The sequence below is a fragment of the Affinundibacterium fentianense genome, from assembly GCF_018139545.1.
Lineage (GTDB): Bacteria > Pseudomonadota > Gammaproteobacteria > Burkholderiales > Burkholderiaceae_D > Undibacterium > Undibacterium fentianense.
In genome coordinates this window covers 289,763-304,892 of record NZ_JAGSPJ010000006.1, presented here as the reverse complement: position 1 = coordinate 304,892, position 15,130 = coordinate 289,763, and the positions used below count along the sequence as shown (strand labels likewise).

At 46.4% G+C, this 15,130-nt stretch carries 12 protein-coding genes; 6 read left to right on the top strand and 6 right to left on the bottom strand.

Going from position 1 to position 15,130, the window contains the following annotated elements:
* The first annotated feature begins 34 nt into the window (after nt 1-34).
* Both KDM90_RS15005 and KDM90_RS15000 read left to right on the top strand, forming a co-directional pair.
* Nucleotides 35-544: a DUF1993 domain-containing protein gene (locus tag KDM90_RS15005; RefSeq protein ID WP_212676426.1), complete on the top strand. Its 510-nt coding sequence runs from the start codon at nt 35-37 to the stop codon at nt 542-544.
* 292 nt (nt 545-836) lie between these two features.
* A complete protein-coding gene (locus tag KDM90_RS15000) occupies nt 837-1,655 on the top strand; it encodes a DUF2726 domain-containing protein (RefSeq protein ID WP_212676425.1) in 819 nt (272 codons plus the stop codon).
* Between the two features lie 24 nt (nt 1,656-1,679).
* On the opposite strand, the gene ribA is transcribed toward KDM90_RS15000, so the two are convergent.
* Together ribA and ilvD are read right to left on the bottom strand one after the other, a co-directional pair.
* Nucleotides 1,680-2,312, bottom strand: a complete 633-nt coding sequence (gene ribA, locus KDM90_RS14995) for a GTP cyclohydrolase II (protein ID WP_212676424.1) — start codon at nt 2,310-2,312, stop codon at nt 1,680-1,682.
* Between the two features lie 688 nt (nt 2,313-3,000).
* A complete protein-coding gene (ilvD, locus tag KDM90_RS14990; RefSeq protein WP_212676423.1) occupies nt 3,001-4,875 on the bottom strand; it encodes a dihydroxy-acid dehydratase in 1,875 nt (624 codons plus the stop codon).
* 556 nt (nt 4,876-5,431) lie between these two features.
* Between ilvD and KDM90_RS14985 the strand changes: the two genes are divergently transcribed.
* The 4 genes from KDM90_RS14985 to KDM90_RS14970 all read left to right on the top strand — a co-directional run bounded on the left by KDM90_RS14985 (nt 5,432) and on the right by KDM90_RS14970 (nt 9,769).
* The gene (locus KDM90_RS14985; RefSeq protein ID WP_212676422.1) at nt 5,432-7,333 is read left to right on the top strand and encodes a hypothetical protein; all 1,902 of its coding nucleotides are present in this window, start codon (nt 5,432-5,434) and stop codon (nt 7,331-7,333) included.
* A 154-nt stretch (nt 7,334-7,487) separates the two neighbouring features.
* Nucleotides 7,488-8,423: a DMT family transporter gene (locus tag KDM90_RS14980; protein WP_212676421.1), complete on the top strand. Its 936-nt coding sequence runs from the start codon at nt 7,488-7,490 to the stop codon at nt 8,421-8,423.
* Nucleotides 8,424-8,474: 51 nt separating this feature from the next.
* Nucleotides 8,475-8,882, top strand: coding sequence for an OsmC family protein (locus KDM90_RS14975; RefSeq protein WP_212676420.1), 408 nt, complete (start codon nt 8,475-8,477; stop codon nt 8,880-8,882).
* Nucleotides 8,879-9,769 (top strand): pirin family protein, encoded by an 891-nt coding sequence (locus KDM90_RS14970; protein ID WP_212676419.1) that lies wholly within the window; start codon nt 8,879-8,881, stop codon nt 9,767-9,769. The genes KDM90_RS14975 and KDM90_RS14970 overlap by 4 nt, the downstream gene beginning before the upstream one ends.
* Before the next feature lie 47 nt (nt 9,770-9,816).
* On the opposite strand, the gene KDM90_RS14965 is transcribed toward KDM90_RS14970, so the two are convergent.
* From KDM90_RS14965 to KDM90_RS14950, 4 genes are all read right to left on the bottom strand, one after another.
* Nucleotides 9,817-11,088, bottom strand: coding sequence for an NAD(P)/FAD-dependent oxidoreductase (locus KDM90_RS14965; protein ID WP_212676418.1), 1,272 nt, complete (start codon nt 11,086-11,088; stop codon nt 9,817-9,819).
* A gap of 89 nt (nt 11,089-11,177) precedes the next feature.
* Nucleotides 11,178-11,606, bottom strand: a complete 429-nt coding sequence (gene trxC / locus KDM90_RS14960; protein ID WP_212676417.1) for a thioredoxin TrxC — start codon at nt 11,604-11,606, stop codon at nt 11,178-11,180.
* 46 nt (nt 11,607-11,652) lie between these two features.
* Entirely contained in the window at nt 11,653-11,862 is a 210-nt protein-coding gene (locus tag KDM90_RS14955) for a YgaP family membrane protein (protein WP_212676416.1), read from the bottom strand.
* Between the two features lie 49 nt (nt 11,863-11,911).
* Entirely contained in the window at nt 11,912-15,130 is a 3,219-nt protein-coding gene (locus KDM90_RS14950; RefSeq protein ID WP_212676415.1) for an efflux RND transporter permease subunit, read from the bottom strand.

The following is a 15,130-nucleotide window of genomic DNA, read 5'->3' as shown; positions in this document are numbered from 1 at the left end:
GACCAATCACTTTGATATCTCATAAAGGTAAGCGATGAGCGTAACAATGTATTCCACATCCGTCCCCGTTTTCAAACAAATGCTTGGAAGTTTGCAAGTGATTTTACAAAAAGCCCAAGCCCATGCCACAGAAAAAAAGATTGATGATCAAGTCTTTCTTCAAGCGCGCCTCGCACCAGATATGTTTCACCTGATCAGGCAAATACAAATCGCCGCAGATTTTGCAAAAAGTGTTGCAGGTCGACTAGCAGGCGTTGAGCTTCCCGATTTCCAAGATACAGAAACCAGCTTTGAAGAATTACAACAACGTTTAAGCAAAACGCTCAACTTTCTTACGAGTTTGGAAGCAAGTCAATTTGACGGAAGCGAATCCCGTCAAATTATCTTGCGCCCTGGCACACCGAAGGAAAAAACGCTGACAGGCACGGCATATTTACTGAGCTATGGCTTACCACAGTTTTTCTTCCACGTGACAACCGCCTATGCCATCTTACGTCATCATGGCGTCGATTTAGGCAAACGCGACTATATGGGCAATTACTGAGCAACCAGTCCAGCGAGCGTTCACTTCCCGAGCAATCTCAGCGTGTCGCAAAATAGCACGCTGAGTCCATTTAGCCGCACTTTTCCAGCGACAGAATTCCCGTCCATTTACCGCATCAATCAAGGTGACAATCTGATCGATGGAACCCTATCATAGGTCTTGACACTTACAACCGCTTATCAGAAATAAGACGCCATTCAAGGCACTTTACCGACAATTATCTTGCATTATCTTAAATTAAAAGTATATTGCAAAAAAACCTTGAAGCTCTTCCTTGAAAGCTGGTGCCACGATGTTTTCACAATTTCTGGACAAAGATTCGAAAGGGATTCCTGATTGCGAACAACGTCCATTCTTCGACCCTAATCAACAAATTTTCTTCATGCGCTTGCAAAAGGCATTGCCAAATTGTCTGATTTTTCCACAAATTCAATTGGCGGCAATCCTCGAACCGCATATTAGTCATGACAAGAAACGCGCCATCATGCGTCAAAAACTTGCCTCTCGACATATTGATTTTGGCGTCTTTAATAAAGACGTTGAACTGCTTTGTGTCATCGAGCTCGAAGAGGAAAGTACGAGTGCCGCCGATGAGGAATATCCAACACGAAAACTATTAAAAAGTGCAGGTATTAAGTGCGTTCGTTGGAATCGGTCGGCACTACCATCAGCCGAACAAATTCTACGAACATTGGCGCCGTACTCTGAATTAAACGCCCCCAAAGCAGAAACTAGCATGCAAACGATTGGGAAACTTTTCCTCGATGAGGATTTAAAAGATCCGAGCAAACTTCAGGAAAAAGCGTTTACCTACATCGAGCATGGCAACCCCAATGCTCTTTCCTTAGCGGCAATCAAGCGTATTACTCCCGACGCCTTTATTCAGCAAGAGTACCCACATATCTGGCAAAAAATTTGTCTATTCGCCGGTGACCCTCGCTATTTGAAAAATTACTTAGAATCCTTATTCATTCAAAATCGGCCGGTCAGAAGACGTGGATTGCCAAAACACGTCGCGAATGAGGTCATTGCGATTCAAAGTGAAAATGCACGATTCGTGGTTTCTAATGAGCCTGATCCAATTTGGGATCCGACTTTCCTACATCGCTAAGAAATACACTTCCAAAGCAGGCGTTTATAGCTCGGGGGCCAACATATGACCAAGCTTGGTTGCTTTGGTGGCGAGGTAACGCTCATTGTAGGGATTCCGTGCAATGATTAAAGGGATTTGCTCTGCAACTGTAATTTGCATGGACTGCAACGCGGACACTTTTCGAGGATTGTTTGTCATTAATTTGACACTTGTTACCCCAAGATGCTTGAGCATAGGATCGCACAAACTGTAACTGCGTTGGTCTGCGGCAAATCCCAATCGTTGGTTGGCTTCAACTGTATCGGCACCTTCGTCCTGAAGATGATAGGCTTGCACTTTCGCCAATAAGCCGATACCACGCCCTTCTTGACGCAGATACAAAATCAATCCTCGCCCTTCCGCAGCGATCTTTTGCATTGCCAATTCTAATTGTGGCCCGCAGTCACAACGCTTACTGAACAAAGCATCACCAGTCAGACATTCAGAATGAATACGTGCCAATACAGGTTGACCATCTGCGATGTCACCTAAACTCAAGGCGATATGCTCTTTCCCCGAAGCGGGGTCGATAAACGCATGCATCGTAAAATTTGCCCAAGTTGTGGGCAAAGCACATGAATCGACATATTCCAATGCCTGCTCACCTTGAATCGCAGGCAAATCCAAACTTGACATAGTGTTCTCACAGTTTATTCTTGCAAAAGCAAAAACGATCGACTTGCAGCACCGCAGACTATTGCAAATAAGATACGTCTATTGGTGCCAAAAACCAAGAGTATAAACGACTAGGGGCAAGTCAGCAGAAACCGAGCTTGAGGCATATCACTAATTAACGCATGAAATTACCCAAATCAAACATGTAACGCCGTTGGCAGGCTACAAACTTTCGTTTGGACGAGGCATAAATCACAATATGCAGCCAACAGAATAAGGCTCTCAATCGACAGCTTGTCGCCATGATGGATCGCTCAATGCCCAATAATTCCGAATTTAATTGCGCTAACCCGATGAGCATGTCGATCTCAACTAATAATGCCAACCCCTGCTGATCAATCCATTTATCGATCCAATCAAGCTAGGCATCTTACTTTCAATACGGTCTTCAATTTCTTAAAACTGAATACCAATATAGGTGGGAATTTTGAATCGAAATCGAGACGATCTCATATTCAATCATTATTGCCGAACGACATCCGACTTTCGGCACGTCAGATAACCACAAATCGATTCCTCAAAAAATTGGCACTCATTGAAATAGCATTCACCGACATCACAAAATAGTGATGTCGGTATCACCGCGCAAATTTAAGAGGTGTTGATTTCCCCAGCAACTTGATTGTTGCGGTGACGCAGAGAATATTGTCTATCTGCGCAATTGCGAAATGTCGCGCACGGCCCCTCTATCAGCAGAAGTAGCGAGTGCCGCATAAGCCTGTAATGCCTGCGAAACATATCGCTGACGGTTGAGCGGTTGCCAGGCATCAGCACCCTTCTCTTCCATCTTTGCACGGCGCTGAGCCAAAGTCTCATCACTGATATCCAAATGAATACGACGGCTTGGAATATCAATCAAGATACGATCACCTTCTTCGACCAGACCGATCGCGCCTCCCTCCGCTGCCTCGGGTGATGCATGTCCAATCACCAGACCTGACGATCCCCCTGAAAAGCGCCCATCCGTGAACAACGCACAGGCCTTACCCAAGCCTTTCGACTTAATGTAAGACGTTGGGTAGAGCATTTCCTGCATACCTGGACCACCTTTGGGGCCTTCGTAACGAATAATGACAACATCACCTTCGTGTACAGTGTCTCCTAGGATTGCATCGACAGCCGCATCTTGACTTTCAAATACACGTGCCTTCCCGCTAAAGCGTAAGATGCTTTCATCAACCCCCGCGGTTTTAACGATACAACCTTTTTCCGCCAAGTTGCCATACAACACAGCCAGCCCACCATCTTTCGAATAGGCGTTGGCGTAATCACGAATACAGCCGGCGGCGCGGTCCGTATCAAGACTGTCAAATCGCTGTTCTTGCGAAAACGCAAGCTGTGTCGGAACACCACCGGGCGCTGCCATAAATAATTTTCTGACAGCAGGATCATCGCAAACAGCAATATCATTCGCAGCAATCGCTTCAGCGAATGTACGCGCATGAATCGTCGGTCGACTCGTATCAAATAATCCTGCGCGCGCGAGCTCACCTAGAATCGCGATAATCCCACCCGCACGGTGAACATCCTCGATGTGATACTTATCTGTCATCGGTGCGACTTTGCATAAGCAAGGTACTTTGCGCGAAATGCGATCAATATCAGCCATTGTGAAATCCACACCAGCCTCGTTTGCCGCTGCCAATAAATGCAAAACCGTGTTTGTCGAACCGCCCATCGAGACATCTAACGCCATAGCGTTTTCAAACGTCGCCTTGTTGGCAATTGATCTTGGCAGAACACTTTCATCGTCATGTTCATAGTATCGACGAGCAATATCCACAATCAAGCGACCTGCACGCAAAAATAGTTCTTTGCGATCGGCGTGCGTCGCCAAAATTGTTCCATTGCCGGGAAGTGACAGACCTAATGCCTCGGTCAAGCAGTTCATCGAATTCGCTGTGAACATTCCAGAACACGAGCCACAAGTAGGACACGCCGAACGTTCGATTCGGCCAATCTCTTCATCACTTACTTTGCTATCACCTGCCTTGATCATGGCATCGACCAGGTCGATTTTCATGATTTTTTGTTCGCTCGGATTCGCTGGATGAAGACTGGCCAATACTTTCCCCGCTTCCATTGGTCCACCCGAGACGAAAACGACAGGAATATTCAAACGCATTGCTGCCATCAACATTCCAGGTGTAATTTTGTCGCAGTTTGAAATACAGACCATCGCATCTGCACAATGGGCATTCACCATATATTCCACAGAATCGGCGATCAACTCACGTGAAGGGAGCGAATACAACATACCACCGTGTCCCATCGCAATGCCATCGTCAACTGCGATCGTATTAAATTCTTTAGCGACACCACCAGCAGCCTCGATCTCACGTGCCACCAATTGTCCGAGATCTTTTAGGTGTACATGCCCGGGTACAAACTGGGTAAACGAATTCACCACTGCGATAATGGGTTTATCAAAATCACCATCCTTCATTCCCGTCGCGCGCCACAGTGCACGCGCACCCGCCATGTTTCGACCATGAGTCGTGGTTCTCGAACGATAAACTGGCATAACATTTTCCTTGCAAAGATCGAAAAGCTTGAGAGTGCCCTACTCGATTTTATATGTCAAATATAAAAGACTGATTTAATTAGGTCGAAAATCGACTTAAATGACGAGCTCTCGATTTTTCTCGCGCGTGAGCAAACGCGAAGCAAATTAAAAACCCGGTAAGTGCCAAGCTGATAGAGCGTAAAGAGATTTAAAAATTGCATGCCAATAAGTTAGGCATTACATGTAATGTTGACTAAATAGGGACAAAAGGTCGCCATTTCACGTCATGTTCGTTCCCGAATAAAACTAGGAGTTTTCCCGTACACAGAGGGAAAAAACGTCCCACGCAATCAAGTGGCATAGGAATTGCTGTCATCGTTTTCGCACAGCACGAGAATTGACATCCCGATACCTCGCCCGTCTTTCCACAAGTAGCAATGCAATAAAAAGAACGATCAAGGCAGGAGGAAGGTGTTTCGTGAAATGTAGGATTGGGCAAATTAAAGGCACAGGAAAGACCCAATCTGCAGTGATAGTGAACGCATTTTTCATTTTCAATCAATGGAGAAATACCATGAAACAAAGTAAATCCATGATCCAGTCTGACCAAGCTTGTAAAAAATCTTTGCGGTTGTTGACGATAGCGACACTCAGTTGCTTACCGCTCTACCTTGGTTCAGTCCAAGCGCAAACTATCTTACCTCAAGATGCCAAGGCACTCTGTTCTGTTGCGCCACAAAACTTCAAAAATTGGTTTAGCGGCACAGTCACTCTAAATGGCCCGGTCAATCCGGCCAACAGCATGAATTTTCCGAATGGTGGCGATTGTGATTTCTATCAATGGTCCGAGCAAATGTTTTTATGGTTAACTTCACCCGCGCCAAAAACTTATGGAGGCAATGGCTTTGTATTCAATACACCGATTTTCTACAATGTGTCTGGACCCAATGCAAATGGCCAGCGAACTTATTCGCAAAATCAAATTAATACCCCCTTACCTTTACTTAACATTAGAGCAGCACAAGCGGGTCCAAATGGTCTGCAACGCATTATTGATAAGAAAGGACGTGCATTCGAAGTCCTGCCAGCACCCTTAGCCAATAACGGCAAGTCACTAATTAAGAATAGCGATGGTAAAGACATAGAAATCGAACGGATCGAAACCGCAACAGGAAAGCGCCCTGTCTTCTTTGATAGTAACAACCAGAAAATTTCGCTTCCGGAGAAACCAGTTTTAAATACCCAGCTCGCGGCCAAAGTCGCACCGCATCTTTCCACCCTCGACACGCGGACTGCAAAAAATATGGTGCAGGCGTTTCGACATGGGAGCAATAAAGTCGTATTCGTCGATTCCAATGGGAACACGATTGAACCGACCCAAGGTCAAGCAGGCACATCAGCCGTACTGCTAGGACAAAACCAATCTCTGGTTTACTACGCAACGATGGTGAACGATGTTTTTGCCTACTTCCAAACAGGTATTGCGAACGGAAGTATCCCGAACTCCAACAACATTTCACCACCTGGTAATTTCCCAACCGCTTTATTCCCGACCACACAAGCAGAACTCGATCCTGTAATTGCCTACGCTGCTAGCAAGGGAGTCACCTTCCCAGACAAGGAAGCACTGGCCATGGAAATTAAATCAGCTTGGATAGACGCAACAGGAATTGAAGCGCTAGGATTCAAATTAGGCGACTACCTCAGCGTCAAAACACAGGTACCAGAGTATGACAAATCAAATCCGATGTTATGGATACCGACAGGCAAGAACAAGTCGCTGACCTTAGCACTTGTTGGTATGCATGTAGTAGGAAGTGCAAAGGGACATCCTGAGATGATTTGGGCGACCTTCGAACATATGAATAATGCACCCAATACCGCCTATACCTATACCAATAGCGTGAATAAAACTATCACTGTGCCTCAGAATAGTCATGGGAAATGGCTTTTCGCTGCCCCCGATGCTACCACTTATAACGTGCAAAAAGCCAAATTCTGCGCCTCACAAAATGTTGGCGATCAATGTCCGGCTTCAAGTACAAATTACATTGCTGCACTCGTCCCAACGGGAGTCGCAGCGAGCGACACCCTACGCCTAAAAGCATTTGGTTCTGGTTCAGACGCGAGCAATGCGACTTTGGAGAATACCGAGGTCATTTCAACCAACAATAGTGTTCGCAGCCAATTGCTTAAAGGAGACATCCGCGCCAATTACATTCTCACCGGGGCCACTTGGACTGTTGGCGGACAGGTCGTCACGACTAGCAACCAAGCCGGAACGAATTTGCTTGCGAACACGACAATGGAAACCTACGATCAAGGCATCGACAGCAAAAAAAATAATGGTAGCAATTGCTTCGCCTGCCATACCAATGGTGCACAACCCGTAGGTCAGAAAGCAAATACTTCTGTCAGTCATATATTTCGAAAACTAGTTCCCCTCTACCCTAAATCAAGCGCCGGTACAAAGTAAGCAAATTCTGGTTTGAACGACCAGCGCGTATTCTCGACTTCCGCGTTGGTCATTTTTTCCTCCGCCCTCCCTGCAAAGTCGGGCGGTATTGGTCGGTTTCAGCATGGAACCGCGTTTTGATCAATAATAGGCGCATACAAACAGTATTCAGATTATGCGTTCAAAACTGTCCCCCACTACCATTGCGCTCCTCACTGTTCCGCCACTGATGTGGTCGGGTAATGCCATCGTCGGGCGCCTGATTTATCAAGATATTCCGCCCATGAGCTTAAATTTTTTGCGCTGGCTCTGTGCGTTTTTTCTCTTATTGCCGATTGCCTATCCGATTTTTCGACGTGACAGCAGTGTCTGGCGCGAGGCGAGGCATTATGCCTTGTTGAGTTTGTTCGGAATCGGGCTTTATAACGCGCTTCAATATCTCGCATTGCAAAGCTCTGGTCCCATCAATGTTACTTTGGTCGCTTCCGGCATTCCAATTTGGATGTTGCTCATTGGCGCCCTATTTTTTAATGCGCCGATTAGGCAACAGCAAGTCTTCGGTGCGATACTCTCCATCATTGGTGTCTTGATCGTTTTGAGCCGCGGTAGTGTCAAACAACTCATGGCATTGCATTTAGTCATCGGAGATATCTTGATGCTTGCTGCGAGCATCGCTTGGGCCTTTTATAGTTGGATGTTAAGCAATCAACAGCGTTTTGCTGATGTTCGACATCAATGGGCAAAATTTTTACTCGCACAAATTACATTTGGCTTAATTTGGTCCGCTGGTTTTAGTGCAGCAGAATGGCACTACACCGATTTCCATATACATTGGAGTTGGCAATTGGCATTTGCGATACTTTTCGTCGCCATCGGACCAGCGATTATTGCATTTCGATGCTGGGGAACGGGTGTCCAAAAAGCTGGGGCGGATGTAGCGGGATTTTTTGTCAATCTCACACCCTTGTTCACTGCACTTTTGTCGACAATCATTCTCGGCGAGCAACCACATTGGTATCACTTTGCCGCATTCATCTGCATAGTCGCAGGTATTATTGTATCTTCAGGAAAAACGGTAGCGAAAACACGCACCAAAGCCGAAAATCTCTAGCAGACGGCCAAGCGACCATATTCAGTCGAAACAAGGAAAGAAAACTTCAACATGAGCATACAATTACACAGTAAGCCGGATGCACTGCTGGCGCAAACCTTGCTAGTTCAACGCGTACAATTCGATACCGATGTCGCGATCGCTGAAGGCGGGGAGGATCTTGGGCCAAGCCCACATGATCTTTACGACGCGGCACTTGCCTCATGCAAAGCACTCACCGTCATGTGGTTCGCCCGCAAAAAGAATATTCCCGTCACCCATATCGACACCCACATCACACGAGACGACAGTCAAGAGAGACAAGGAATCTACAGGCTCACCGCGAATCTGCAGATTCAAGGTGAATTCAGTGATGCAGAGTTTGCGCAATTAGTCGCCGTCGCAGAAAAATGTCCCATTCACAAATTAATGACCACAGTCAACACAGAAATCCATACGAATGTGGAGCGCATAAAATGACTACACTTGTCCATCTAAAGGCTCACAACAAAGATCTTGGTGGTGGCTTCATCGTTCGACGGCTACTACCCAACGCATTGCGGCAGGCTGTAGGGCCGTTTATTTTCTTTGATCACTTTGGCCCTGTGTCCATCAAGCCTGAGGATAACCACGATGTACGTCCCCATCCACACATAGGGCTGGCAACCATTTCCTACCTATTTGATGGGGTCATTCAACACAAAGACAATTTGGGTTACACGCAGAATATTGAACCGGGTGCAATCAATTTAATGATTGCTGGAAAAGGTATCGTTCATTCCGAGCGACGGCCTCCCGCAATGCGAGAAAAAAATTACACCAATCACGGCTTACAATTATGGATAGCGCTGCCAACTGGCCAAGAAAAAATCGCGGCGGCTTTTCATCATGTCCCTGCAGTTCATATTCCCCATATAGACATAGGCCCAATTTCAATACGAGTGCTCATGGGTCAAGCATTTGAAAAAAAATCCCCCGTTCCTACTCTCTCTCCCACTCTCTATTTAGACATACAAATTGCCGCCAACAGCACATGGGAACTACCTATGCTCGCAGATGAACAGGCGATCTATCCTATTGAGGGTGAATTATCCAATGTCGATGCAGTGATGGAAGCAAACACTTTGCAACTCCAATCGGCACCGCTCGTGCTTAGCAGCGGAAATTTGCCTGCTCGCTTTGTCGTGATTGGCGGTCAAGCGCTTGGTCATCGCTTTATTTGGTGGAATTTTGTTGCGAGCCATCAATCGGATATCGATGCAGCGGCACAGGCTTGGGAAATAGAAGAACCTGATAGCGGTATGCATCAGGTCCCTGGAGAAGTAGAGCGAATCCCCATGCCAGCACGAAGACGTCCGGAAGCATGAGAATAATTTCAGAGTATGCGTTTTGATGCTCGTATTTTTTTACCGTGTTATTTATCTAAACGTTCAATACCCAACATTTTTAACACGTATTTTTCGTAAATTGGTTCAGAATTTCCCGTCTTCATTTTCCGAATGAAATACTTTTCAAACGCAATTTTTGCATAGTGTACCCACTTTCCTTTTTTGAACCAATTCACATTCCGGGGTGGGATCTGTGGCAATGCGACGAATGCAGCACCAGTATCACCCATGTCGGCTAAACATATCGCATTCCAACTTCCTTTTGCTGTCGCTGGCGTACCTCTGAGGTCTGCTTCAATATTATGCACAATTGCGGTGACCATGGTTTCGATCATGTAACCGGTTTTAGGCGCACCGGTTGCAACCGGAGTCACCTCGACCGGTGGAATCGCGATACACACCCCCGCTGAATAAATATTGGCGAACTTTTTGCTACGTTGGAATTCGTCAACGATCACAAATCCACGCGGATTGCAAAGCCCCTCAACCGCGGCGATTGGATCAACACCGCGGAAAGACGGTAGCATCATGCTATATTTAAATGGGAGCTCATGTTCCTTTTTGAGATTGCCCATATCATCCATCTCGCTCACATACATTTTGCCATCTTCTACACGGGTCGTCTTCGCATTACAAATCCACTTGATATCGTTGTTGCGGAACTCACTTTCCAACATGGATTTAGAATCACCAACTCCACCTAAACCGAGGTGCCCAATATAAGGTTCGCTGGTGACATACGTCATCGGCACTTTGTGACGAATTTTCCGACGTTTTAAATCCGTGTTTAGGATAAAGGCAAATTCATAAGCTGGGCCAAAACACGACGCGGAAGGCATCGCACCAACGATTGCAGGCCCCGGTTCATCAAGGAACTTTTGGTATGCGGCAAAGGCATGTTCAGCATGATCTATAGAACATATCGATTGAGTAAATCCAGCAGGCCCCGCTCCTGGCACTTCGTCAAATGCTAATTTGGGGCCAGTCGTAATGACCAAGAAATCATAATGCTGAGTTGTGCCGTCCGCTAAAGTTAATGTGTTCTCCTCTGGTCGAAGTTGTGTGACTGCCTGAGCAATAAACTGAATTCCTTTTTTCTCTAGGTACGGTCGAATCTCAAAGGTAATAGCTTCACGTTGGCGCCATCCCACCGCAACCCAAGGATTCGAAGGCACAAACTGAAAATAATCGACCGCATTGATTACCGTAATTTGATGCGCACTGTCCAGTTTTTCGCGCAACTCATAAGCAGCTGGCATTCCGCCTGTTCCTGCTCCCAAAATAACAATATGTGCCATATCTCCTCCTATTATTGGAATTCAAAAATACCTCAAAAAACAGTTCTTCGTCACCTTCAAGAAATTGGCACGCTGCCACAACGAACTTCCTAAGGCGAATTCAAATGCCTATTTGCCCATTCAATGATTTGCTGCGCAGGCATCACACCACTTTGCCGCGCAATTTCACGCCCATCTCGCATTAACAGCAAAGTTGGGATACTGCGAATGCCAAACTGTTGACTGGCAATCGGTGCGGCATCGCTGTCTACCTTAACAAAACGAATATTCGGCGCCGCCATTGCAGCCTGTTCAAACTGCGGTGCCATAGCACGACAAGGTCCACACCAAGCAGCCCAAAAATCGATCAATATTGGAAGTTCAGTGTGACTAAGAAACTTGGGCAACTGTTGCTCACTCAGTTGAGCGGGATGCGTACTCATCAATGCCTGTCCACATTTTCCACAAACTGGTTGATCTCCTAGTCGTTCATTCGGTACGCGATTTGTCGCATTACAATTTGTGCACACTAATTGCATTTTCTGTCCCTCGCTATTTTGCGTCGCTGAAAACTCAGCAGGTCGTTTACTCGCCCTTTTTGAATCCCAATTTACGCATTATTGTTTCCATCAAACACCATTTCGTCAAACCACTTTGTAAGATATTTGCGCCAACAAAAGCGGTAAATGCTAGGAACCATTGACTAGTAAACAATGGGCTACCTGGAATACCCAAGGCTAAACTCAACAAAATAAAAGAACCCGCAATAACACGTACCATTTGCCATGAAGTCATGATCTTCTCCTAAAAAAATACACAATTACACTCAACAATTAACCAACCATTACTCGATCTCAACGACCACTTCGTATTTGTGGCGATACGCCATGAAATACAAAAGTGGAATCACGACCAAAGTCAATAAAGTAGAAACAAAAATACCGAAAATTAATGAGATCGCTAAGCCATTAAAAATCGGGTCATCTAAAATAAAGAACGCACCCATCATCGCTGCGAGTCCAGTTAAAGCTATCGGTTGGGCTCGCGTGATCGCAGAACTCACTACAGCGTCTTTGAAGTCCATGCCCGAAGCGACTTGGACGTGAATAAAGTCAACCAATAATATTGAGTTGCGAACGATAATTCCCGCGAGCGCAATCATTCCGATCATGCTGGTGGCAGTGTATTGCGCGCCAAGCAAAGCGTGTCCGGGCATCACTCCGATAATCGTCAATGGAATCGGTGCCATGATGATCAAGGGCGTCAAATACGAACCAAACTGCGCTACGACCAGCAAGTAAATCAGAACCAAACCAACCGCATAAGCAGCGCCCATATCTCGGAAAGTCTCATAAGTCACTTGCCATTCGCCATCCCATTTCAAACTAAAACCACGATAAGGGTCTTGCGGGGCAGTAATGAAGTATTCGTTCAATTTACCCGCTCCCGGTGTGATAATTTTTGCAATCTCTGAACGCATCGCAAACATGCCGTACAGTGGGCTATCAACTCGACCTGCCATATCGGCCACCACGTAATTCACAGGAAGACCATCTTTGTGATACAGCGGCTGTTCACGCAAGGTATCCGTGATCGTCACCAGTTCGCGAATCGGGACAATTTTTCCTTGTGCATTTTTCACACCGAGTGTCAGCAAAGTCTCGATATCGCCTTGCTCACTAATAGGTAATCGTAAACTTGTTGCGACGGGATATTTGCTTTCGTCACGCAAATAGCTTGCCGTATCACCGGAGAGTCCAGCACGCAATGTCGTCACAATGCTCGCCTGCGAAATTCCAAGTTGTGCAGCCTTTGGCCGATCAATTAATAGCAACTTACGTGGTGCAAAAATAATGCTGCTATCGTCAACATCCACTATTCCTTCTGACTTTTCAAATACTGCCCGCACTTGCTTCGCCACTTGACGACGCTCCAAATCACCTGGACCATAGATTTCAGCGACGATCGGCGCGAGCACCGGAGGGCCTGGTGGCACTTCCACAACTTTCACATTCGCTTCAGGATCTATTTTTTTTGCCAGTGCTTGTAATTGCGGACGTACGCGGGTTGCGATCACATGACTCTTATCAGAACGATGGTGTTTATCGACCAAATTCACTTGAATATCGCCCACTTCGCCGCCCGCACGCAAATAATACTGACGTACTAACCCATTAAAATTGATCGGTGCTGCCGTTCCGGCGTAGGCTTGATAATCTGTGACTTCTGGAACCGTTTGTAGATAGGTCCCAAGTTCATGCAACACGGCCGCTGTTTTCTCAACAGGAGTTCCAGCTGGCATATCTACGATGACTTGGAATTCCGATTTATTATCAAACGGAAGCATCTTCAACTGCACTAAGCCTAAAACAGGTAAAGCAACAGACAGTGCAATCAATGAAGCAACGCCGAGTCCCAATTTTTTTCTATTTTTACTACCTGTTCTCGAATCTAAAAAAGGTTTAAAGAGTCGATTAAATTGCGGAGCTAGTTTGTCAGCAAGTCCCCCACCTGCATGATGTCCCTCTTTCATCCAAAGACGTGCCAGCCATGGCGTCACAACAAAAGCAATCGCTAAGGACAACAACATCCCCATACTGGCATTAATGGGTATCGGGCTCATATAGGGACCCATCAAACCTGATACAAATGCCATAGGCAGGAGCGCAGCGATCACAGTCAGTGTCGCTAAAATCGTTGGGCCTCCAACTTCGTCAACAGCACCAGGAATGATGTCGACTAGACGTTTCTCAGGAAAAAGAGCCTGATGTCGATGAATATTTTCGACCACAACAATCGCATCATCGACCAAAATACCAATCGAAAAAATCAACGCAAAAAGCGATACGCGGTTCAGCGTGAATCCCCATGCCCAAGAAGCAAATAAGGTCACTGTCAAAGTTAAAATAACAGCGGTGCCGACAATTGCTGCCTCGCGGCGACCGAGTGCGACAAACACCAAGGCAACCACAGAGAGTGTCGCAAACAGCAATTTTTGGATTAATTTTTTAGCCTTGTCGTCCGCCGTTTGACCGTAATTGCGTGAGACGTTGACCTCAATATCCGCAGGAATCACGGCATTCTTCAGAAGCTCGACTCTGGCGATCACAGCATTCGCAACCTCTACCGCATTTTGTCCAGGCTTCTTAGTCACGGCCATGGTGACGGCTGGATATTCTGCAGATACTTTACCTGCGACGCCATGCCAAACATACTGACTTGCCTGCAGGGGACCATCCTCAACCGTTGCCACATCCTGCAGAAAAATCGGGCGTTTATTGCGCACAGCAACGACCAACTCTGCAACGCTATTTGCATCATTCAAATAAGGCCCAGCTTCGATGGCTAAGTTACGGTTGCCAGCACTCAATTCGCCCACTGGCATACCTAAATTTGCCGATTGCAAACTCGCTTGCAAATCCATTACGGTCAAATCATTCGCTGCCAACTTAACGGGATCAAGGGCAATATTGATGGCCCGCCCTGGACCACCAATCGTCGAAATCTCTCGCGTCCCTTTCACCCTTTTTAGATCTGCTTCGATACTGTGAGCAATCGTCTCTAGGTCAAAAGCGCTGTTGTCAGTTTTTTTACTCCAAAGAGTGAGCGAAACAATAGGTACGTCGTCGATACCTTTTGGTTTAATCAAGGGTTCCAAGGTCCCCAAATTTGCCGGTAACCAATCTTTGTGGCTCTGCACGGTATCGTGCAAGCGTACCAGCGCTTCTGTCCTAGGAACACCCACTTCGAATTGAACCGTAATGATTGCGAGACCAGGTCGCGCAACCGACATCACATGTTCGACGTTCGCAATTTGACTAAGGACTTGCTCTGCTGGAACTAGTACCGACTGTTCCACTTGTTTCGCCGATGCACCGGGGAAGGGAATGAGTACATTTGCCATCGTCACATTAATTTGTGGTTCCTCTTCGCGTGGCGTGACGAGTACCGCAAACAAACCTAATAGAAAAGCGACTAAGGCGATCAGTGGAGTCAGCTGAGCAGACTGAAAAAAACCCGCAATTCGACCTGAGACGCCCAATGCTTGTGTTTCTTGAGACAT